General features: G+C 40.6%; 23 protein-coding genes. 6 read left to right on the top strand and 17 right to left on the bottom strand.

Features of this window, described 5'->3' with window-relative positions; genetic code table 11:
• The first annotated feature begins 74 nt into the window (after positions 1 to 74).
• Positions 75 to 1151, top strand: a complete 1077-nt coding sequence (apbC, locus tag MSC25_RS03140; RefSeq protein WP_248442553.1) for an iron-sulfur cluster carrier protein ApbC — start codon at positions 75 to 77, stop codon at positions 1149 to 1151.
• Positions 1152 to 1158: 7 nt separating this feature from the next.
• Positions 1159 to 1746, top strand: coding sequence for a dCTP deaminase (gene dcd, locus MSC25_RS03135; protein WP_004587761.1), 588 nt, complete (start codon positions 1159 to 1161; stop codon positions 1744 to 1746).
• A 93-nt stretch (positions 1747 to 1839) separates the two neighbouring features.
• On the opposite strand, the gene MSC25_RS03130 is transcribed toward dcd, so the two are convergent.
• The 3 genes from MSC25_RS03130 to MSC25_RS03120 form a co-directional block, all read right to left on the bottom strand.
• Positions 1840 to 2499, bottom strand: a complete 660-nt coding sequence (locus MSC25_RS03130) for a type IV pili methyl-accepting chemotaxis transducer N-terminal domain-containing protein (protein WP_248442551.1) — start codon at positions 2497 to 2499, stop codon at positions 1840 to 1842.
• A gap of 98 nt (positions 2500 to 2597) precedes the next feature.
• Positions 2598 to 3380 (bottom strand): CLCA_X family protein, encoded by a 783-nt coding sequence (locus tag MSC25_RS03125; RefSeq protein ID WP_248442549.1) that lies wholly within the window; start codon positions 3378 to 3380, stop codon positions 2598 to 2600.
• A 16-nt stretch (positions 3381 to 3396) separates the two neighbouring features.
• Entirely contained in the window at positions 3397 to 3993 is a 597-nt protein-coding gene (locus MSC25_RS03120; protein WP_248442547.1) for a tRNA-uridine aminocarboxypropyltransferase, read from the bottom strand.
• Positions 3994 to 4130: 137 nt separating this feature from the next.
• On the opposite strand from MSC25_RS03120, the gene MSC25_RS03115 reads away from it, so the two are divergent.
• Both MSC25_RS03115 and MSC25_RS03110 read left to right on the top strand, forming a co-directional pair.
• Positions 4131 to 4475, top strand: coding sequence for an Hpt domain-containing protein (locus MSC25_RS03115; protein WP_055253260.1), 345 nt, complete (start codon positions 4131 to 4133; stop codon positions 4473 to 4475).
• Positions 4476 to 4739: 264 nt separating this feature from the next.
• Positions 4740 to 5957, top strand: coding sequence for a pyridoxal phosphate-dependent aminotransferase (locus MSC25_RS03110; RefSeq protein ID WP_004587766.1), 1218 nt, complete (start codon positions 4740 to 4742; stop codon positions 5955 to 5957).
• 85 nt (positions 5958 to 6042) lie between these two features.
• Here MSC25_RS03110 and MSC25_RS03105 read toward each other — a convergent pair whose 3' ends face one another.
• The 4 genes from MSC25_RS03105 to MSC25_RS03090 all read right to left on the bottom strand — a co-directional run bounded on the left by MSC25_RS03105 (position 6043) and on the right by MSC25_RS03090 (position 9155).
• On the bottom strand, positions 6043 to 6510 hold the full coding sequence (locus MSC25_RS03105; protein WP_004587767.1) for a glycine zipper 2TM domain-containing protein: 468 nt from the start codon (positions 6508 to 6510) through the stop codon (positions 6043 to 6045).
• Between the two features lie 217 nt (positions 6511 to 6727).
• Positions 6728 to 7345: a penicillin-binding protein activator LpoB gene (gene lpoB, locus MSC25_RS03100; protein ID WP_024032666.1), complete on the bottom strand. Its 618-nt coding sequence runs from the start codon at positions 7343 to 7345 to the stop codon at positions 6728 to 6730.
• A gap of 11 nt (positions 7346 to 7356) precedes the next feature.
• Complete coding sequence (locus MSC25_RS03095; protein ID WP_024032667.1) at positions 7357 to 7782, bottom strand: YcfL family protein; 426 nt, start codon at positions 7780 to 7782, stop codon at positions 7357 to 7359.
• 8 nt (positions 7783 to 7790) lie between these two features.
• On the bottom strand, positions 7791 to 9155 hold the full coding sequence (locus MSC25_RS03090; protein ID WP_248442546.1) for an adenine DNA methylase: 1365 nt from the start codon (positions 9153 to 9155) through the stop codon (positions 7791 to 7793).
• A gap of 383 nt (positions 9156 to 9538) precedes the next feature.
• On the opposite strand from MSC25_RS03090, the gene MSC25_RS03085 reads away from it, so the two are divergent.
• Positions 9539 to 10411 carry a DMT family transporter gene (locus tag MSC25_RS03085; protein WP_054982394.1) on the top strand — a complete coding sequence of 291 codons (873 nt, stop codon included), beginning with the start codon at positions 9539 to 9541 and terminating at the stop codon, positions 10409 to 10411.
• Positions 10412 to 10475: 64 nt separating this feature from the next.
• On the opposite strand, the gene MSC25_RS03080 is transcribed toward MSC25_RS03085, so the two are convergent.
• The 7 genes from MSC25_RS03080 to MSC25_RS03050 form a co-directional block, all read right to left on the bottom strand.
• Positions 10476 to 11162, bottom strand: a complete 687-nt coding sequence (locus MSC25_RS03080) for a M15 family metallopeptidase (protein ID WP_248442544.1) — start codon at positions 11160 to 11162, stop codon at positions 10476 to 10478.
• Complete coding sequence (dapE, locus tag MSC25_RS03075) at positions 11162 to 12292, bottom strand: succinyl-diaminopimelate desuccinylase (protein ID WP_055253265.1); 1131 nt, start codon at positions 12290 to 12292, stop codon at positions 11162 to 11164. The genes MSC25_RS03080 and dapE overlap by 1 nt, the downstream gene beginning before the upstream one ends.
• Positions 12292 to 12636, bottom strand: coding sequence for an ArsC family reductase (locus MSC25_RS03070; protein WP_096041847.1), 345 nt, complete (start codon positions 12634 to 12636; stop codon positions 12292 to 12294). Before MSC25_RS03070 ends, dapE begins: the two co-directional genes overlap by 1 nt.
• 4 nt (positions 12637 to 12640) lie before the next feature.
• Positions 12641 to 13138, bottom strand: coding sequence for a PTS glucose transporter subunit IIA (locus tag MSC25_RS03065; protein WP_248442542.1), 498 nt, complete (start codon positions 13136 to 13138; stop codon positions 12641 to 12643).
• Positions 13139 to 13528, bottom strand: coding sequence for an ACT domain-containing protein (locus MSC25_RS03060; RefSeq protein WP_029772079.1), 390 nt, complete (start codon positions 13526 to 13528; stop codon positions 13139 to 13141).
• A 226-nt stretch (positions 13529 to 13754) separates the two neighbouring features.
• Positions 13755 to 15914, bottom strand: coding sequence for a phosphate acetyltransferase (pta, locus tag MSC25_RS03055; protein ID WP_004587777.1), 2160 nt, complete (start codon positions 15912 to 15914; stop codon positions 13755 to 13757).
• 2 nt (positions 15915 to 15916) lie between these two features.
• Positions 15917 to 17131, bottom strand: a complete 1215-nt coding sequence (locus tag MSC25_RS03050; protein WP_126008737.1) for an acetate kinase — start codon at positions 17129 to 17131, stop codon at positions 15917 to 15919.
• Positions 17132 to 17431: 300 nt separating this feature from the next.
• On the opposite strand from MSC25_RS03050, the gene yfbV reads away from it, so the two are divergent.
• The gene (yfbV, locus tag MSC25_RS03045; RefSeq protein ID WP_054982400.1) at positions 17432 to 17878 is read left to right on the top strand and encodes a terminus macrodomain insulation protein YfbV; all 447 of its coding nucleotides are present in this window, start codon (positions 17432 to 17434) and stop codon (positions 17876 to 17878) included.
• A gap of 132 nt (positions 17879 to 18010) precedes the next feature.
• Here the strand turns inward: yfbV and MSC25_RS03040 are convergent, their stop codons facing one another.
• The 3 genes from MSC25_RS03040 to xthA are packed head-to-tail and all read right to left on the bottom strand — an operon-like array spanning position 18011 to position 20267.
• Entirely contained in the window at positions 18011 to 18811 is an 801-nt protein-coding gene (locus tag MSC25_RS03040) for a putative RNA methyltransferase (protein ID WP_248442540.1), read from the bottom strand.
• Positions 18808 to 19455 (bottom strand): energy-coupling factor ABC transporter permease, encoded by a 648-nt coding sequence (locus MSC25_RS03035; protein ID WP_248442539.1) that lies wholly within the window; start codon positions 19453 to 19455, stop codon positions 18808 to 18810. The genes MSC25_RS03040 and MSC25_RS03035 overlap by 4 nt, the downstream gene beginning before the upstream one ends.
• A gap of 5 nt (positions 19456 to 19460) precedes the next feature.
• A complete protein-coding gene (gene xthA / locus MSC25_RS03030) occupies positions 19461 to 20267 on the bottom strand; it encodes an exodeoxyribonuclease III (protein ID WP_248442537.1) in 807 nt (268 codons plus the stop codon).
• Positions 20268 to 20306 lie beyond the last annotated feature (39 nt).

Here is a 20306-nt window from a genome sequence, read left to right as displayed (position 1 = left end):
TTGACTGGTGTTAATGCCCTGAATGTTACATAATTCTGTGGCACTTTTCATCAAAGAAACGCTATTTAATTGCTATGTTTGGACTGTCGAAACTATTCTCCTCTAAATCGGTGCAAAAACAACCGATTATTACTGCCTTAGCGGCGTATCGAAGCGCGGCATTTGCCGTAGGTATTGATGAAAGTTTTATTGATACCATTTCGCAAAATGACGATAAATCAATACACATTAAAATAACGCTGCCATTTGCGGCTCAATCAGAAATGCCGTTAGTTGAGCAGCACGTAAGTGAAAGTATAAATACACCGGTTACCATAGACTCTGTGGTGAGTATAAAAGAGCCTGCAAAATTTAAAGCCATTAAACACATTGTGCTGATTGCCTCAGGTAAAGGGGGGGTAGGAAAATCTACTACCGCTGTAAATTTAGCCGGGGCGCTTAAAAGCGAAGGCGCAAAAGTAGGGATTTTAGATGCTGATATTTATGGGCCATCTATTCCTATGTTATTGGGGCTTGTGGGTGCAGAGCCGCAAACCAAAGATAACAAACTACTACAGCCATTTGATGCCAACGGCATTAAAGCGCAATCAATCGGCTTTTTAGTGCCAAGTGATGACGCAACGGTATGGCGGGGCCCAATGGCATCGGGAGCGCTCAACCAATTATTAAACGAGACAGATTGGGGCGAACTTGATTACTTAATTGTTGATATGCCACCGGGTACGGGCGATATTCAGCTAACAATGAGCCAAAAAGTGCCTGCCAGCGGCACTGTTATTGTGACGACACCGCAAGATTTAGCCCTTGCCGATGCGCAAAAAGGCATTGCAATGTTTAATAAAGTTAACGTACCTGTGCTTGGGCTTATAGAAAATATGAGTCACTACATTTGTAGCCACTGCGGTGAAGCCAACCATGTATTTGGCAAAGATGGCGCAGAAAAACTTGCCCATAAACACGGCGTACCGGTGTTAAGCCATATTCCACTTGCCATAGATATTCGTGAATACTCAGAGCAAGGTAAATTAATCGCCAGCGATACCAGCGCGGCTATTAGCAACACATACAGCGCAGCGGCAAGATTGATTGCCAGCACGCTTTTTTATCAGCAGCACCAACACAGTGTTGAGATAGTGATAACGCAGGACTAAGAAAAAAATGAGACTCTCAGATACCCATATTAAAGAATATTTAAGCGATGGCCGCATAGTGATTGAGCCTGCGCCGACTAATGAAATGATTTCGGGTGTGACAGCCGATTTGCGTTTAGGGAACAAATTTAGAACCTTTAACGCACATAACGCAGCGTACGTAGATTTAAGTGGCCCTAAAGATCAGTTAAATAAGGCTATGGAATCAATCATGAGTGAAGAGATTGAACTTGCCGACGGCGAAGCTTTCTTTTTACACCCAGGTGAGCTGGCATTGGCCATTACCCATGAAAAAGTAACACTTCCTGCCGACATAGTAGGCTGGTTAGATGGTCGTTCATCACTTGCCCGCTTAGGTTTAATGGTGCATGTAACAGCGCACAGAATCGACCCAGGTTGGAGCGGTAATATTGTTTTAGAATTTTATAACTCAGGTAAGTTACCACTAGCGCTGCGCCCAATGATGAAAATTGGTGCAATGAGCTTTGAAATGCTTTCAGGACCCTGCGAAAACCCATACAACATTCGTAAAGACGCAAAATATAAAGATCAAAGTAGTGCGGTAGCAAGCCGCATTAGCGACGATAACCTATAACAATATAAAACTATTAAGCGTTTAAATGGCTTTGTTTTGCTAGCTTAAACGCTTAATAATTTATATCAACGTGCATTATTGCTTAAACTGATATTAAATGTGTTTTTTATTTCTGGCTTTATAAACGAGTAAAAACTCGACTAATATAGATAATAAAATAACTATAATTACAATGCCTTGAATAGTGTGTAGCCTTTTAACCCTGTCAACACTCTCTTTTTCGTACTGCATAACCACCGTATTAAACGCTTTTAAAAGCGGCTCTTTTGCCAAAGAAAAAAAACTTTCTTGCGCTGTATCTAAATTAAGTGTTTGTGTTTTTAACTTTAGTACTTCTTCAACTCTATCTGAAAACATACTTAATTTTTTATCGACATTAACAGGCTCTTTAAAATACATTGCTAACAACTCGTTAGATAGCGGGCTTTCATCGCCTAATACTTGCGCCCCATAATGCTCACTTAATAAGTATTTATGATTATTTTTTAAAGAGTTTAAAGCATTAATGGCCAGTAATTTAGAATCCTGCGAGCCATACATTAAGTACTCTAAAGTAAACATACTCACCCGTTGCGAAAGCATTCTTTGTTGACCACTTACATTTACGAGTTTTCCAGTATCGGTTTGCGCGTCTATTACTTCATCAAGCATAAAGTGAATACAGATAGATAAAACTGCAATTACAGTTAAGGGAACAATATAAACAAAAGAGATAGCGCCATGCTTTTTATTTGTAAAATCAGTATTTACCATTTAATTGCTACTTAATTTAAAATTATTAATGCTTTAGGATAGGATAGATTAAATATAAGATTTTTCACGTAAATAAAGTTTACAAGGTAGTTTGTGGCTTATTGAGATTTATGAAGTGCATAACCTAGTAGTTCAAAATACTTATTAAGGGCTTTGTTTGCTTTATTAATATGCTGAGCACTTGGGTATATCAAGTTACTGCTTTTTAAGCCACTAACCAAAAAGCTATTTTGAATAGTGCTGCTCGCCTCTATGCAGGCTTCAAAGCAGCGTGCTGCAAGCTCCTCAGGCATACTCATATAATGCATGTTTTGCGATTTATCGAACGTAATGCTGCGTTGTACGTAATTATTGGCGTTTGCGCCGCTTTCATCTAAAAACACGTTTTTGTAAAAATCGTTTAGCGCACTATTAAGTGGGTGCGATAAATTTGGCGTATTTGAAAGCCATAATTTAGATGCAAAACCAAAGCGAGGTTTTGCATTAAATAAATGCTCGCTTATATGGTGATCAAACGCATGAAACCATTCGTGAGCCAATGCGCCACCGCCGGCGTTTTTTGCTAAAGCAAGGGTTTGTGAAGCTGCGTTATAATGCGCTTGTACGCCTTTTTGACCGCCATGCCCAAAGGCAAAATTTAGTTTGCCGCGCAGGCCAATAGCTTTGGGCGGTAAATGTAATATTTGAGCAAGGTCGGCGAGGGCATCGTAAATTAAGTTTGCACTAATAAAATGCTCTTCTTTGGTCACCCATTTTCCTACAACCATAGATCTAAAGCCAAAGGTGCCTCTAATATCACTAAAGTCAACTTGGTCGTCAAAGCGGTAGTCTGGCCCTTTACGAGTGAATCCGCGTTTTAATCTGTTTGGGTAATTACGCATTTACATTTTATGGTGGCTAATTTAAGTAACGTGCTTTTACGTGTTCGGGCATGTGTTGGGTTTGTTTTTGTATTAATTCATCTAATAAATTGTAAAGCGGAGCAGGGTTTAGCTGCTCTATTAACAACAAACTATGTGCAACGGCCTCAAGTGTAGAGAGACTGTCGGCTCTGGGAGCTTTCCTAATAGCGTAACGGTTATGCGGTAACTGCTTAAAGCTCACTGTTTTAAATTTAGTGAGTAGCGGGGTCAGCTGCAAAATTTTATAGGCTTTTTTCCAGGTGCCATCAATCACGATTAAATGCGTAATGTTACTTAAGGCTGGCTTTGGTTTTGCATCATCTAAGTAGGTGGCGTGCTCATTAGGGTAGAGCAGTACCGTGGACTTAACAGGTAAAGAGTTGAGCATGGCAAAGTCGGTGTTATTTTCCCCTTTGATTATTTTGCAGTCAGTTAGGCTCAAATTAAGCAATTTTGCCGTGTTTTTCGCTATTTTTTCTTCACTGGGGTGTTGTAGAATAACCACGCTAACTTTATTTGTTAAACGTTTAATGGCCCCGCATATACAGGTAGAGGGCGTAAACAAACAGCGTTCACAAACTTGGCGAGTCATTAATTAAACTTTTTATTGCGAGTGTATTTTGATAATTATACATTTATAAAGTAATAAAGTTGGATTTTTTTACGCATAGATATACAGTAATACTATTAATTATAAAATGACACGGAATGTTTAGAAGGGCTTAAAATATGACAGAAGTACAAATAGATGAGGCTGCTCTAGAAAGTATGCAGTCGTTACTTGGTGAGCAGTTTAAAGATACACTTGAATTTTGCTGCAGTGAATTTGAGCGCCTTGGTAATGAAGTAATTGCAACCATTGGTAACGATAAAGAAGCGGCGATTCGTCATGCCCATAGTTTAAAGTCGAACGCGGCACAGTTTGGTGCCACGAGTTTATCTGATGTAGCCCGTGATATTGAGCTTAATCTCAATCAAGATAACTTAGCGCAAGCTGTTACTGCATCAACTGATTTGTTGGCGCAAGTAAGTGCTTCGCAGGCCCAATTAAGAGCGTGGGTAGAGTCTAATTAACTTTATTTGTTAACGTGAATTTATTTCAGTATTAAGCAACTAATTACGCTGGCATTTTACGCCTTTACTAGGGTAGTCTTAGACTTTACTAGGGCGTGTTTGGCCTCTCGATAATAAATTTGATCACGCATTGCCCAAGGACCACCCTTGGGCTAGTAACACAATTTTACCGAGCCCATTAGGTTATAACCCTCGCATTGAACAAACCCACTCCTAGTTAATTATTTTTTTTCCATAAAGCCAGTTCGCCCCAAAGAGGTAAAAATGTCAGATATTAAAAAGAGTCACAAATTAGAAGGTGTATGTTATGACATTCGTGGACCGGTTTTAGCGCAAGCCAAAAAAATGGAAGACGAAGGTCAAAAGGTACTAAAGCTTAATATTGGCAACCCTGCGGCGTTTGGTTTTGATATGCCAGAGGACATGCACCGCGATATTATTCGTAATTTGTATTCGGCCCAAGGCTACTGCGACTCTAAGGGGTTATATTCAGCCCGTGTAGCGGTTTATCAGCATTACCAGCAACGAGGTTTACATAACTTAGATGTAGATAATATTTATATTGGTAATGGGGTGAGCGAGCTTATTCAAATGATCACCCAAGCGTTATTAAATAACGATGATGAAGTGCTTATTCCTGCGCCAGATTACCCACTGTGGACCGCGTCAGTTAAATTAGCAGGCGGGAACCCTGTTCATTATTTATGTGATGAAGAGCAAGATTGGTTTCCGGATATTGCTGATATAAAAAGTAAAATTACGTCTAAAACAAAAGCGCTCGTACTAATTAACCCTAATAACCCAACCGGCGCGGTTTACAGTGACGATTTACTTTTAGAGTTAATTAATGTGGCGCGCGAGCATAAGCTGTTATTGCTTAGCGATGAAATTTACGAAAAGATTTTATACGATGGCATCACTCACACCTCAATTGGTGCGTTATGCGACGATGTGCCCATTATTACCTTTAATGGCTTAGCTAAAACTTACCGTGCAGCGGGTATTCGTATGGGCTGGATGGTACTAAGCGGGCGCACCTCAGCAATGGAAGATTTACGTAAAGGGCTAGATATTTTATCGTCCATGCGTTTGTGTGCCAATGTACCCGCGCAATACGCGATACAACAAGCGCTAGGGGGCGTGCAATCAATAGATAGCTTAATCGACCCAGGCGGGCGATTATATGTTCAGCGCGATATTGCTTGGCGTGGGCTTAATGCTATTGAAGGGATAAGCTGTAAAAAGCCAAAAGGGGCGCTTTACGCCTTTGCTAAAGTAGACACGGCTCATTTTAATGTCACTGATGATGAAAAAATGATGTTTGATTTACTAAAAGCAGAAAAAATATTATTAGTGCATGGGCGTGCATTTAATTGGCCAGAGCCTGATCACTTTAGGTTAGTGTTTTTACCTAACAAAGACGATTTATCGAGTGCGATGCTTAAAATGCAGCGCTTTTTTAAAGACTATCGCCAAGTTTAGTTAATCCCAACTAATGCGCTGTAAAATAAAAAACGAGCTCAATTAGCTCGTTTTTTATTTACGCGATAATGCTGATACGGGCTTATTAGTACGCGCGGTCAACTCTTACGGTATTATCACTTAAATAGACCAACCGTACGTTATCACCTTTACTAAAGCGCATTGACTGGTCTTGGTCTTGTACCACCATGTATTGATCGCCGTTTTCTACCTGAATCAATAACTCTACTAGGTGTGTTTGCTTATAATAGCTTTTTTGCTGATTATTATGCGCCACGCTTCCGCCAATGACTGAGCCTAAAATAGTGGCGACGGTACGACCGCTCCCACCACCAAATTGATTACCGACAACACCCCCGAGTAGGGCGCCGCCAAAGGTTTTCCAGCCATTGTTTTTGTCTTGCACAAGCTCTTGTTCGGTAATTTTACGTACAGATTTTACATCGCCAAATAAAACCTGTTGTACAGGCACGGCTTTGTTTCGCTCATAGTTAGCAAAACTTGGTGCACTGAGTGTAAGCAATGCACACATTGCTATGGTTAAGGCTTTCATAGATGTCTCCTGTTGGTGTTACGCAAAGGCGATATTTTGCCTTTGCGTGGAAATGTATACCAATGCGCAAAAATACTTAAATATTTTGGGGCTAAACGTGTCGCTAACTAAGTTAAAAATTCTCATTTAAAAACAAACTAAATAGTATTTTCTGCCGAACTCTCAACGCGTTTATCCAGCCTCAAAATAGATAAGTTAATTAAGCTAATTGGTACTATTACCAACCAAATGTCGATTTTTCTTTCGTTTTACGAATTTCAGTTTCGTCTGCCCACTCGACTAGACCGCTTTGCATATCCATTAAGCGCATTGTAAATTTGTAATACACATCTGATTTATCAGCATTTGATTTTACAATGCTCGATAAGTTGCCGTACAACATGTATTGCGCACCAATTTGTTTACCAAAGGCAACTGCGGTGGCTGGATTTACAAGGGCATCTTCGTTTTGAAAGTTAAGCTGCTCACGTACTGATTCAACACGGGTCATGTCAACAAAACGAAACTTACCGCTGCGCAACAGTTGCGTAGAGATTGAGTCGGTAATAGATTCAGTGTCTATGTGTTCACTGGTTTTATTTTTAATGCGCTCAACAAATACCACAGGGCGTTTGTTTTGGGTCATTGTACCAATAACCGGCGAGCTGAGTAGTGAGTCGGTCATTTGGCTGGCTACTTTTTGTAAATCGGTAGAGCCAAAGTTTATATCGGTGGTTTCTACTGCTTGCGCGTCGCCATAACTAACTACGGCTTTATTGGCACAACCGCTTAAAATGAGTGCGCTAAGGCCAATAACTGCATAACTCGATAACGTTTTAAATTGTGTAGTGATCATCTTTATAACCCTTATTCTTTAAATTCTTGTGCGTCGGTAGACACTTCTCTTACAGCGAGCGAAAATGTAACCGCATCCGGTGTTGGCGCTAAGCCGGGTAATTGTGTTTTAGAAAAACCAAACAGTGTTAAGGCTTGCCAAGGTGAGTGGTTTCCTTTAATTACAAACCCGTCTTTGTCGTACCAATTAAACTGATACTGTAAATATTGCGACTTTTTATATTGGCTGCTTAGTGTTACTACCACGTCGGTTAACTGGTTTGTTTGGCGTGTTTTAACATCGGTAATGGCAAGCTTTTCACCTAGAGCAGGATTATCAACATGTAACTGCTCGTTAAATGTATTTTTGCTTTGCTCAACCGAAATGCCTGATGTATCAGGTTGGCTTGCACATGCCCCAAGCATTAATGCAGCCACTAATGGCAAAGTATATTTCATGATGACTCCTAGAGTTGAACCACATGGTAGTTAAAATAGTTATTAATAGAGGTTAGGTAAATTAAGGTTAACCCTTGCTTACTAACGGTAAAATTAATAGGCGCATGGTTGCCTATTAAAAGTGTATGCGACCCTGCATTTAAACTGCTACGTGCCATGCTTATTTGATTAGGTAAAGTAAGCCAGCTGCGTGTATCGGCCTGCTCAGACGCCAAATTATAAATATTAGCAATGATATTGCCTACATCACCTGTGCTACGTGCAAGCTCTGCGCGCACTTTTTCTTTGGCTACTAAGCGTAATACTTGCCTAGATACGCGAGCCGGTATTTGTTGCTCTAATGTTTTAGCCGCTAATGCTTCTATATGCACTAATGGGTTGAGCTCTAAATTTTGCGAACCTATATTTACGCCATTAATGTTAGCTATAAACGCATTATCTTTATAAACCGGCATTGCTAAACTGTAAAAACGCGCATCGCCACCTGAGGTATAAATAGGCAAGCGTAATTTAAATTCATCTTGTTTAGGCACTAAGCCTTGTTCAACCAATATAACCACTTCACCGTGATTAGCACGAAGGGGCTTTAATGGGCTAAAGCGGCGCTCAAACTCTTCTAAATCTTGGTTAAAACCTTGCTTTTTAGCTAATCGCATTACATCTTGCTGTAAGTAGTGATTGTCAGGTTGAATCTCTAATGCTTTTTTATAATCAATGTAGGCATCATCGTATTGTTTATCACTTTGGTACAACAGCGCAGACAAATAAAACGTAAAGGCATTTTGAAAACCATTTTTAATACCGCGTGTCACATTACTCATACTTGGGTAATGCTGTTGTGCTTGCTCAATTGTGTCGTTTATTTGTGTTTTATTATCTGCAAGTGCATCGACTTGTACTTTGTTAGCGCGACGTATTTCAACCAAGGCGCCTTCTAAATCACTGTTGTATACATAATTAAGTGCTTTGTAGCTATGTAGCATGCTCATTTCATATGCCGGTGGTACATAGGTAATGGCAGAGTCGTTAGTAAATAAGGCGTTACTTTGTTCAAGCCCTGCACTTAATTGAATTTTTGCTGCTTCTCGTTTTGTTTGTACCTGGGCGTATACATTTTCAAATTGTTGCTGTGAAAGACTTTGCTCGTTAGCAAGGTCTTTTAAACGGGCTTGCTCTAATTGGTTAAGTAAATAGCTACTGTGTAACTTACTATTGTTGGCAATAAGTGATTGAGCCTGTTCAATATTGTTATTTTTAATTGCGTTTCTTACAGGCGTCATTTGGCTTGCATAGTCGTTAAATAAATCATTAAAGCCTATGGTGCTGCATCCACTTAATATAAAACAAACACTTAAAATTATACTTTGGCGCACTGAGCACTCCTATATAGTTAGGTTTTAAAGATTAACATACTCTGGTTTTGGATTTGTGTGAAATAGTGTAAAAAAGCGTAGCCTAATTTAGGGCATATAGACCTGTGAGGATTTAAAAATTATTCTCCCTAAGGTCAGCGCGAGTTAGTTAAATTACGTGTATTTAAGGTAGGCATATCATCATGAATAGCTTGTGAATACCAGAGGATAGACGCTTAATTACAGCAATTTAGCAGTATATAAAGTTATAATGCTGCGAATAAGATTAGAGTAATTACGACAATGCCGCTTTACAGCTAAATGGCTCAGCTGTTTAAATACAGAGCTGGCTGAGCAAGCCAATTTAAAGCATCTCATTATAAGGTTTTAGTTAAGGAGCGATTTTGAAAGCCACTTTATACACCCTCGTTGCATTAATAGCCTTTGCGGCAAATTCTTTACTTTGCCGTATGGCGTTAGCGCAAGGTTATATTGATGCGTGGAATTTTACAATTATCAGGCTCGTAAGTGGTGCCGTGTGTTTAGGCTTAATTATGGCTGTATATACGTATAACCTTAAGCGTAAGGGGGCGCTTAATGACGCTATTTTAAGTGATACCGGAAGTTGGCGAAGCAGTATTAGTTTATTGGTATATGCACTTTGTTTTTCTATTGCTTATATAGAGCTAGATACAGGCACCGGTGCGCTTATTTTATTTTCAGCGGTGCAACTTACCATGATTGGTTGGGGCATATATAAAAAAGAGCAGCTAAGTAAATTGCAGTGGGGGGCTTTTTTTGTCGCGTTAGCTGGGTTTGTGTATTTAATGTTGCCCTCTGCCGCTGTGCCTTCTTTGTTAGGGGCATCGCTTATGGCGTTAAGTGGCGTTGCATGGGGCGTTTACAGTATACGCGGTAAAGCGTGTGTATCGCCGCTGCGGACCACCGCCTTTAACTTTATTAGAAGCTTAGTGGCTATTCCTGTTTTATTACTTGTAGCAATAGGCTATTTAAAAACAGTAAGTATGCAAGGGGTGTTACTAGCGTGCGCCTCGGGCGCCATTGCATCAGGCATTGGTTACAGTATTTGGTATGTGGCCATGCCGCTACTAAAAAGCACGCAAGCGGCGGTCGTACAGTTATGTGTGCCTGTACTGGCTGCTATCGCTGGTATGTTGTTTTTATCTGAGCAGGTAACAGTGGAGTTTATTATTGCAAGCTCACTAATACTTGGCTCGGTATTGGTGTTTATATTAAATAAGCATACAGCGCGGTAATGCCAATAAAAGTTGCCACGTTTTATCAGTACTGATGGCTTTTTAAATGACTAAAAGCCCGCTATTAAGGCGGGCTTACATTTGTTATAAAACGTTTATATAGCGCGGGTAAATTATCTAAAATAGCTGACTTACCCTCTAAATCGCTGTTGCTTATACATTCGTAAAGCATCGCTTCACTCAATGTGTTTACTAACCGCTGAGATTGCTTAATATGGCTAATATGCCAAAGTTCAGGTGCTACGCCGCCTAAATCCAGTTTGTAGGGGCGATAAAAACCATATTTAGCTAGATTTTTATCAAGCCACTGGCTGAGTGGCGCAAATGGCCCCCCATGTTGGTATTCATCAGGGGTAAGTTGCAGCTTATAGTCATCGCTAATTGCAGCGGTATCATACACATCAAGGTCGGTTCCTAAATGATGCCGACTAGCTCCTGGCAAGGCAGAGTAGAGCATAATAGCCGTGCATTTTTCCAGCTCATTTAGCTTGCTTAAATCCACTATCTGTTGCTGTTTATTAAAAACAGGGCGTATACCTAAAAACTTGTTATTCCAAATCATAGCTTGGCGATTAAAATCGCGAAAACTTGAGGCAATAGTCAACTCAAAGCCAGCATTTTTAGCGCCATTTTGCAGGGCTAAAAAGTCATCAATAATATCAGTATGTAACCGATGCGATTGAATCTCAGTGAGGTGTGTATCACTTTGTCCAGTGATACACATTGCTAATGTATTGGTATCGAGTGCCATTAGGTTAACAGTTGCTCTAAAATTTGCTCGTAAATATCAGCTAAAGCGATTAAATCATCGGTGCTTACACATTCATCTACTTTATGAATAGTGGCGTTGCGCGGGCCTAGTTCAATCACTTTTGCGCCTGTTTGCGCTATAAAGCGCCCATCTGACGTACCCCCGGTGGTTTCGAGGTTAGTGGTTAAGCCCGTGACAGATTTAATCGCATTTACGGTGGCATCAACTAACGGGCCATGCTCGGTTATAAACGGCAAGCCGTTTACTATCCAGCTTAATTCGTAGTTTAAGTCATGCGTTTGTAAAATAGCATTAACCCGTTCTTGCAGTTGCTGATGAGTTACTTCGGTACTAAATCTAAAATTAAATTGCACCTCAAGCTCGCCTGGTATGACATTCCCGGCCCCCGTGCCACCATTTATATTTGATACCTGGAAGCTGGTTGCAGGGAAAAATTCATTGCCGTTGTCCCACACGGTTTGGCTAAGTTCAGTAATAGCGGGGGCAGCCAAATGAATTGGGTTTTGTGCTAAGTGGGGGTAGGCTACATGGCCTTGCACACCTTTTACTTTTAAAAAGCCAGTAAGGGAGCCACGACGGCCATTTTTTACTACATCACCGAGCACATCTCGCGATGAAGGCTCACCCACTAAGCACATATCAATTTTTTCGCCGCGTGCTTCAAGCGTATCTATTACTTTGGTTGTACCGTTGATAAAGGGGCCTTCTTCATCAGAGGTAATTAAAAATGAGATAGAGCCTTTGTGATCAGGGTTTTTAGCCACAAAGCGCTCAGTAGCAACAAGCATTGCCGCCAGAGAGCCCTTCATATCAGCTGCGCCTCGGCCATGCAGCAAACCATCTTCAATTAAGCCTGAAAATGGCGGGTGCTGCCAGTTTTGTGCAGGTCCTGTAGGGACTACATCGGTATGGCCTGCAAAACAAAAGTGTGGCGACTGGTTTCCTTTTCGGGCCCATGTGTTGAGTGTATCGGTAAAAAATAACGACTCAATATTAAAGCCTAGGGCTTTTAAACGCTCGTTCATCATTGATTGGCAACCCGCATCTTCAGGGGTTACCGACTCGCGCTGAATAAGCGCTTGTGCAAGTGCAATTACTTCATGTGTCATTATTTAAATATCTCATCGTATTGCGCAGCTTTAAAGCCTAAGTGGTAGCTGTTGTTATTTACAAGCACTGGGCGCTTGATCATAGCTGGTTGCTCTACAAGTAATGTTATAGCAGTGTCTTTGCTTAGGTTTTGCTTTTGCTCATCAGCGAGTGCGCGATAGGTTGTACCACGCTTATTAACTAACTGTTCCCAGTCAATATGCTCAGCAAATTCGCTTACAAGCTGCTCGTTTACACCGTCTTTTCGGTAATCGTGAAAGGTAAAATCTATGTTGTTGTCGGCGAGGTATTTTTTGGCTTTTTTAATGGTGTCGCAATTACTAATGCCGTAAAGAGTGATCATAGGTTTAGTTCTTCTTAATAATAGTTAAAAGGGGGTCTACACCCGCATTTACGTGCGTGTGTGAATAATGAAAAGTGCCTAAGTTATGGCCATTTAATAGCACTAAGCTGGCCAGTAAGGGCGATTTAAGTTCGCGTAAATCAAAGTAGGCTAAGCGCTGCCCTTTGCTTATTTTGCTGCCATTTAGCTGTGCAATATGTGTGTGTGTAATAGGCTGCAGCGCCGGTAGTGACAAGTTAATGAGAACCTTTAGACCGTTATTTGCTTGGAGAATAAATTCACATCCTGCATTTTTAACCTGCACTAAAGTGCCATCAAAGGGCGCTAAAATCTTATGATTACTTAGTGCAACCAACATAGTTGGCCCAAGGGTAGAAAATTTAAAAAAGGGCTCAGGGTGTTGGTTTAAATCAATGACTTTGCCGCTAAAGGGGCTGGTAATTTTTAATGCGCTGGCGGGGAGCTTATTTTGCGCTAAAAACTCGATAGAGGCTGCTCTCATTTATTGATCTACTACTAAATTGTAGCCATCTTTTTTAAGTGCAGTGATGGCTTGCTGCGCAGTGTGTTTTTTTACCAAAATATAATCTGTGTCGTAGGTTGAGATAGAAAAAATAGAAATATTAGCCTTTGCAAGCACGCCAGATATATTGGCCATAATCCCCGTTAAAGAAAACCCCAACGGGCCAACCACTTCAAGTGCTTGCCAATCAGGCTCTGTATCTAAACACTCAATAGCAAAATGACTAGGGCAAACAATAGAAAGCTCATCGTGAGTTTTAGAAATAAAAAATAGGGGTAATTTTAATAGCGCTACAGGAATGTCTGCATCCACTTCTAAACTATGAATTGACAACAGCGTGCTGTGTAATTGTAATGTTTGTTTTGACATTAATAACCTGCAAACAGCGTATAGAGTCAGTTAATAGTATAGATTATTGGCTTTAAATTAAAGGTGTAACAGCCACTAAAATAAAGGCTGTGTGACTGTGGGTAATAAGGATTTAAAACTTACCCACAATTTCTGTGGATAAGTATGGGAATTGGTAGGTATAAATAGCCTAACTAACTAATTAATAAGTAAATATTAGCTAGGCTATAAAAAGCACTAGTTTGATTTAGGCGTTTTCGAGCGCTTCAACTTGAGCTGCTTGAATAGCCGTAAGTGCAATGGTGTACACTATGTCATCGACTAATGCGCCACGGCTTAAATCGTTAACGGGCTTTCGCATACCTTGTAGCATAGGCCCTATGCTGATTAAATCGGCACTACGTTGTACGGCTTTGTAGGTTGTGTTACCGGTATTAAGGTCTGGGAAAATAAATACCGTAGCTTTACCGGCTACTGGGCTATTTGGTGCTTTTTTAAGAGCAACATTTTCCATAATCGCAGCGTCGTATTGCAATGGCCCATCAATAATTAAATCAGGACGTTTTTGTTGAGCAATTTGCGTGGCTTCACGCACTTTTTCAACATCGGCGCCAGAGCCAGAAGTACCTGTGCTGTAGCTTATCATGGCAACACGTGGCTCTATGCCAAACGCAGCTGCAGAGTCGGCTGACTGAATAGCGATATCTGCTAATTGTTCTGCATTAGGATCAGGGTTAATTGCACAGTCGCCATATACCAGTACTTGGTCGGGCAGCAGCATAAAAAACACAGACGATACAAGTGATGACCCTGGTGCGGTTTTAATTAGCTGCAGCGGTGGGCGAATTGTATTAGCTGTTGTGTTAACAGCGCCAGATACTAAGCCATCGACTTTACCTTGCTCAAGCATCATAGTGCCCAGTACAACATTATCTTGTAATTGCTCTTGTGCTACGACTTCTGTTAAGCCTTTGCTTTTACGAATTTCGACCATAGGTGCAACATAGTCATTAATCACCGATTTTGGTTCAACAATACTTACATGTTCGTTAAGCTCAATACCTTGTTGCTCGGCAATACGCATTATTTCATCGCGATCGCCAAGTAATACTGTTTTTGCAATACCACGTTGTCCACAAATAGCCGCGGCTTTAATAGTACGCGGCTCATTTCCTTCAGGAAGCACCACTGTTTTAGCCGCTTTACGGGCTTTATCTGTAAGTAAGTAACGAAACGCAGGAGGAGAGAGCTTACGTGTTTTGCCAACATTTTTTGCAAGCGTATCGAGCCAATCAGAATCGATATATTCTGCGTTGTGATCTTTTACTTTTTCAATACGTTGGTCATCATCGCTTGGTACTTCCATATTAAAATTATGCAGTAGTAATGATGTACGCCAAGTATCAGCCTCTGTGGCTAAAATAGGCAAGCCTGTTTGCATTGCTTGTTCACACAGCGCCATTATACGCGGCTCTGGTTCAAAGCCACCGGTAAGTAAAATAGCACCAATTTTAGTGCCGTTCATGGCCGACAAACACGCAGCGACCAAAATATCTGAACGATCGCCTGGGGTGACTAATAATGCGCCCGGTGTAAAGTGGTTCAAAATGTTTGATACAGTACGCGCACAAAACGTAATACGGCGTAAGCGACGGTGTAGCATGTCGCCTTCGTTAATTATGGTGGCTTTTAAATACGCGCTTAAATCTTTAACGCGCGGCGCAACTAAATCAAAGTCCCATGGGATGGCGCCTAACAGCATAAATGGGTTTTTTCTAAAAATAGGTAAAGAAGCTAAACGGTTTAATTCGTTATCAAGCTCTTCTGCTTTGTATGAATCGACCAAATCAGCGCGGGCGCGGCCTTCTTCATCAAGCGGGGCATTCACTTTGTTAAAAATACAGCCTAAAACACGCGGGTGATCAATGCCACCATAATACCCAGCAGCAATTTCTAAACGGTCTTCAATTTGCGTAATGGTGTAATTACCAGGGGTTAATACAAATACAATATCGGCACCCAGAGTTTGGGCTATTTCGCGGTTTACACGCCCAGCATAAGGTTGGCGGCGAGTAGGCACCATACCTTCAATAATAGCTACCTCGTCATCGTTAATTTTACTTTCAAAGCGCTCTACTATTTCTTCTAGTAAATCATCGCCTTTACCATCGCCAATCATTTGCTCTGCATAGCTTAATGCAAAGGGAGTTGGTGGGGTAATTGATGAGCCTTGCATAATAATTTGAGTTGATTTTTCAGGGCCTGTTTCACCCGTACGTGGTTGGGCAATTGGCTTGAAAAAGTTAACTTTCACGGTTTTTTGCTCAAGCGCACGCACTAACCCGACAGAAACAGATGTTAAACCAACACCCGTAGAAACCGGTATTAACATAATACGACGTGCCATAATTAAAGCTCCTTCACAATGTTAGCGGCATCAAGGGCTATTACCCATTCTTCATTAGTTGGCATTACAACCGCCTTGGTTGTCGCGTTGTCAGAGCTTATAATGCCTTCATTACCAAATCGCGCATCTAAGTTGGCTTGTTTATCGCAATCTAGGCCTAAAAACGCCAGTTGTGTGATTACTTTTTCGCGGATAATATCTGAGTTTTCGCCTATACCACCGGTAAAAATAAGCGCATCTAACTGCTGTAATGGCACCATGTAGGCAGCAATTTGTTTAGCAAGGCGGTAGCAAAAAATGTCAAGTGCAAGGGCGGCTTTTTCATGGCCAGCTACAGCGGCTTCTTCTATGGTTCTGCAGTCGTTAGACAGTTCACTAATACCTAACAAACCACTTTCTTTATTAAGTAAGTTGTCGATTTGTTTTGCATCGTAATTAAGTTGTGTTGTTAAAAAGTTAAATAAACCAGGGTCGATATCACCACTGCGGGTGCCCATTACTAACCCAGCAAGCGGGGTTAAGCCCATGCTAGTATCTACACTTTTACCGCCTTTAATTGCACACACAGAACAACCATTACCTAAATGCGCACTAATAAAATTGCTTTGCTCAACAGGCTTATTAATTAATTTAGCGGTTTGGCCTGCTACATAATAGTGGCTTGTGCCGTGCATACCGTAACGGCGAACACCGTGCTCTGTGTATAGCTTGTAAGGGAGTGCATATAAGTAGGCTACTTTATCCATGGTTTGATGAAATGCAGTGTCAAAAACAGCAACCTGTGGCAAACCAGCAAACGAAGCCTGCGCTGATGAAATACCCAGTAAGTTTGCATGGCCATGTAAAGGGGCAAGGCTTGAAGCATCTGAAATACCCGCAATGACTTTTTCATCCACTAATGCAGATTGAGTAAAGTGCTCACCACCGTGAACAACACGATGGCCTACGGCAATTAAATGCTCATCTAAATGGTGATCTTTAATTAGGCTCACAAGCGTATTAATGGCTTCACCATGCGCTTGATTAGCAGCTAAGGTGATAACGGTTTTATCACCTTGGTATTTATATTTAATAGATGGATTTTCTGAACCTAGGCGTTCAGCTAAGCCCGAAATAATTTCATGCCCGTTATCAGCATCAATAATGGCAAATTTTAAACTCGAACTACCACAGTTTAATACTAAAACGTGTTGTGATTTAGAGGGCGTAGTTGGCATAGATACAGTTTCCATAAACAATAAATTTAGTAAGTGTACGTTAAGATATGAACAATACACTTAAGGTGCAAATTAAAGGTAAACTTAGCCACCATATAGGTGATAAAAAAGCGACTAAAGTCTAATTTATAAGATGAGTATTTTAACCCAGTTAATAAATTTAGTTTAGTGTTTAGTTGCTTATATATACAAAAACAATAACTTTTACTGCTAAAGTGTGAAGCTATTTATTTGTGTTACACTTACAGGCAGTGGCAAGCAGGTGCTACGGGTTTAAAAGTTTAGATGTGAGGAGTCATGATGCAAAAAAGTGTGATGTCACAATTACAAACGGGTAGGTTATATGCAAAAAAATGGCCTATGCGTAAAGAGTTAGCACCGTTGTTTAACGAATTTAAAGTAATTAAGGCAACCGAGCTGGCAATTACTGTAATGCCAATATTAGCCATGCTAACGTTATTTTTTCAGCTTAACTATTTAGGCCCCGATTTTTTACCGCAAGCGATTGCCAGTGCATTGTTTTTTTTGTCGTTGCCGTTGCAAGGCTTGTTTTGGTTAGGTAAGCGAGCCGAAACACCATTAGAACCGAGCATGCAAAAATGGTACAACGAGTTATATACCAAAATGGTGGCAAATGGCTATCAAGCCCAAATAAGCGAAAACAAGCCCCGTTATATGGAGCTTGCACACTTATTAAAAGACATGTTTGATAAAATGGATAAAGCGTTTACTAAAGAGCAATTTTAGAGCGCGTTTATCTGTAAGTGTATGAGCAGAGCGCACGCTTTGCTCCATTTATTTATAACACTCCCTCTGGCATATGAGCTTACTCAATATAGCCAGGCAGTAACTTCCTCACTAACACTCGTTATTAAAACATCAATCGGCTTTACTAAACTCGGTAATGTAAAACGATAGGGTGACGCTTTGGGCGTCTTTTTCTTCAAGAGTTTGCCAATGTTCAGGTCTAAATTTCCACGCAAATGGTGTCATCATTATTAAATTTTTAATATCTGAAAAATTAAGCGTAACCTGCTCTGTAATGAGCTTTTGATCTGCTTTTATAAAGCCGCTTGGCGTGTCAATTTCAGTGTGTTTTGCTACATCTGCATAAATATATTCTTTAAGCTCTTTTAAATGCCACGGCCCTGGGCTTGCAACTACTAATGTGGCATTTGGCGCTGCTAAACGCGCCAGCTCTTGCTCAAACAAAGGCGCAAAAACACTCAGTAATACGTCAGCAGTGCCTGACTTAAAAGGCGCCTGGCTAATTGATGCAACGCTAAAATGACATTGTGGGTATCGCTTTGCTGCATATTTTACGGCTGATTTAGAAATATCGACGCCGTATACCTGCGCCTCTATTTTATCGGCAATGGCATGAGTATAAAATCCTTCGCCGCAGCCTAAATCTATTAGCACGTTTGGTTTGCGCTCACTAATTATATTACTTAATGCGCGCTGTAAAAATGCGTAAAAGCCTTGCTCTAAAAAAGCACGCCTTGCTTGTACCATTTCGAGCGAATCACCCGGTTGCTTTGAGTTTTTGTGTTGCACCGGTAATAAATTTACATAGCCTTCTTTGGCAAAGTCGAAGGTGTGATTATTGTCACATCGAAGTGATGAACTATGTTTTAAAAGGGCGTGGTTACATAAAGGGCATTGGTATTGCAGACTCATGAGTCTAGGTAGTCCTTATCATAAAAAGTTTTGACCCAGTGTGGCCGATAAGTGATCAAAAGCGTAATGGCCATACCGTTAAGCATTGCCTCAGGAAACCAAATGATAGCACTTAGGTATACGTAATTATCTGCCAATTCTTGCCAATTATATTGCCCTATAAGCAAATAAAATAAAGCCCCTAAGCTTATTTTTAGACATGCAATAAAGCCTGCCAATATAAAAGAGCACACAAAAATATAAACAAAAAAGTGACGCGGTAAATACTGATAACTCATTATAAAGCCAAGGTAGCTTAATAATGTAGGAATAAATGCACCAAACAGTATTTGCATGGGCAAAAGGTTAAGATCAATGTTTGCAAAAGCCGCCAGTAGGGCACTGGCTAGCAGGCTACTTAAAATAGCAAGGCGCCACCCTAAAATTAGCGTTGCGGCAGTTACACCTAAAATGTGTAGATCAAGACCGCTTAAAATACCCGCTTTAATTTGCCATAACATGGCAAACACTAAAGCACACGCAAGCACCCCTATTTGCCGTGCCGGCGTTTTATAAAGTGCTTTATAGGTGTTTTTTTCTACGCTTATAAAGGTAATAATTAAAACAAAGGCCCAAAGTAGCCCTTGCATTTTAAGCGTTAACATAGCAATTATTTAAAGGTTGACCAAATTGGCGCATGGTCAGAGGGCTTTTCTATGCCGCGTAATTCGTAATCTATGCCGGTATCAATACATCGCTCGGCAAGGGCATGGGTAGCAAGTACAACATCAATGCGTAGGCCACGATTATCTACAAACCCTTTAGAGCGATAATCAAACCACGAGTATTTGTCGCTTGTTTCAGGGTTTTGCTCTCTGAAGGTATCTTTAAAGCCCCAATTTAATAATTTAGCAAGCCATTCGCGCTCCTCTGGTTGAAACGAGCACTTACCTGTTTTAAGCCAGCGTTTAGCGTTTACTTCACCAATACCAATATCTAAATCGGTAGGCGAAATATTGATATCGCCCATAACGATAACGTCTTCATCTGGCGTGTGGTTTGTTTCTAAATGGGTCATTAAATCTTTGTAAAACTGGCGCTTATAAGGGAATTTTGTTTCGTGATTTATATTATCGCCTTGTGGGAAATAACCATTCATTACCGTTAGGTCGCGGCTATTTTCTTGCTCAACTGTCACACTTATCATGCGTTTTTGTGCTTCTTCAGTGTCGCTGGCAAAACCTTTTAAGACCGATTTAGGCTCATTTTTGCATAACATTGCCACACCGTAGTGCGCTTTTTGACCATGAAAATAAACGTGGTAACCCATTTTTTGTACGTCCTCGAGAGGGAACGCCTCATCATGAACTTTAATTTCTTGCAAACCAATAATGTCTGGCTGGTGTTTATCTATAATTGCTTGTAACTGGTGTAAGCGAGCTCGCAGACCATTGATATTGAAAGAAATAACCTTCATAAAATTTACCTTTAATTAGACTCTGTTTTTATAACTAAA

It is taken from the genome of Pseudoalteromonas sp. 1CM17D, from assembly GCF_023161805.1.
In the GTDB taxonomy this organism is placed as follows: Bacteria; Pseudomonadota; Gammaproteobacteria; order Enterobacterales; family Alteromonadaceae; genus Pseudoalteromonas; species Pseudoalteromonas atlantica.
The sequence above is the reverse complement of the archived record's forward strand: the minus strand, read 5'-3'. Positions and strand labels throughout refer to the sequence as shown.

Bases quoted from the DNA above. Each gene is read 5' to 3' on its own strand.
- MSC25_RS03120 (WP_248442547.1), bottom strand. From the start codon at position 3,993: ATGACTCGCCAAGTTTGTGAACGCTGTTTGTTTACGCCCTCTACCTGT.
- MSC25_RS03080 (WP_248442544.1), bottom strand. From the start codon at position 11,162: ATGGCACTCGATACCAATACATTAGCAATGTGTATCACTGGACAAAGT.
- MSC25_RS03035 (WP_248442539.1), bottom strand. From the start codon at position 19,455: ATGTTAACGCTTAAAATGCAAGGGCTACTTTGGGCCTTTGTTTTAATT.
- pta (WP_004587777.1), bottom strand. From the start codon at position 15,914: ATGGCACGTCGTATTATGTTAATACCGGTTTCTACGGGTGTTGGTTTA.
- lpoB (WP_024032666.1), bottom strand. From the start codon at position 7,345: ATGATCACTACACAATTTAAAACGTTATCGAGTTATGCAGTTATTGGC.
- MSC25_RS03060 (WP_029772079.1), bottom strand. From the start codon at position 13,528: ATGTCAAAACAAACATTACAATTACACAGCACGCTGTTGTCAATTCAT.
- MSC25_RS03040 (WP_248442540.1), bottom strand. From the start codon at position 18,811: ATGAGTCTGCAATACCAATGCCCTTTATGTAACCACGCCCTTTTAAAA.
- MSC25_RS03130 (WP_248442551.1), bottom strand. From the start codon at position 2,499: ATGGTAAATACTGATTTTACAAATAAAAAGCATGGCGCTATCTCTTTT.
- MSC25_RS03115 (WP_055253260.1), top strand. From the start codon at position 4,131: ATGACAGAAGTACAAATAGATGAGGCTGCTCTAGAAAGTATGCAGTCG.
- xthA (WP_248442537.1), bottom strand. From the start codon at position 20,267: ATGAAGGTTATTTCTTTCAATATCAATGGTCTGCGAGCTCGCTTACAC.
- MSC25_RS03125 (WP_248442549.1), bottom strand. From the start codon at position 3,380: ATGCGTAATTACCCAAACAGATTAAAACGCGGATTCACTCGTAAAGGG.
- MSC25_RS03050 (WP_126008737.1), bottom strand. From the start codon at position 17,131: ATGCCAACTACGCCCTCTAAATCACAACACGTTTTAGTATTAAACTGT.
- dapE (WP_055253265.1), bottom strand. From the start codon at position 12,292: ATGACACATGAAGTAATTGCACTTGCACAAGCGCTTATTCAGCGCGAG.
- MSC25_RS03110 (WP_004587766.1), top strand. From the start codon at position 4,740: ATGTCAGATATTAAAAAGAGTCACAAATTAGAAGGTGTATGTTATGAC.
- apbC (WP_248442553.1), top strand. From the start codon at position 75: ATGTTTGGACTGTCGAAACTATTCTCCTCTAAATCGGTGCAAAAACAA.
- MSC25_RS03105 (WP_004587767.1), bottom strand. From the start codon at position 6,510: ATGAAAGCCTTAACCATAGCAATGTGTGCATTGCTTACACTCAGTGCA.
- MSC25_RS03095 (WP_024032667.1), bottom strand. From the start codon at position 7,782: ATGAAATATACTTTGCCATTAGTGGCTGCATTAATGCTTGGGGCATGT.
- MSC25_RS03065 (WP_248442542.1), bottom strand. From the start codon at position 13,138: ATGAGAGCAGCCTCTATCGAGTTTTTAGCGCAAAATAAGCTCCCCGCC.
- dcd (WP_004587761.1), top strand. From the start codon at position 1,159: ATGAGACTCTCAGATACCCATATTAAAGAATATTTAAGCGATGGCCGC.
- MSC25_RS03070 (WP_096041847.1), bottom strand. From the start codon at position 12,636: ATGATCACTCTTTACGGCATTAGTAATTGCGACACCATTAAAAAAGCC.
- yfbV (WP_054982400.1), top strand. From the start codon at position 17,432: ATGCAAAAAAGTGTGATGTCACAATTACAAACGGGTAGGTTATATGCA.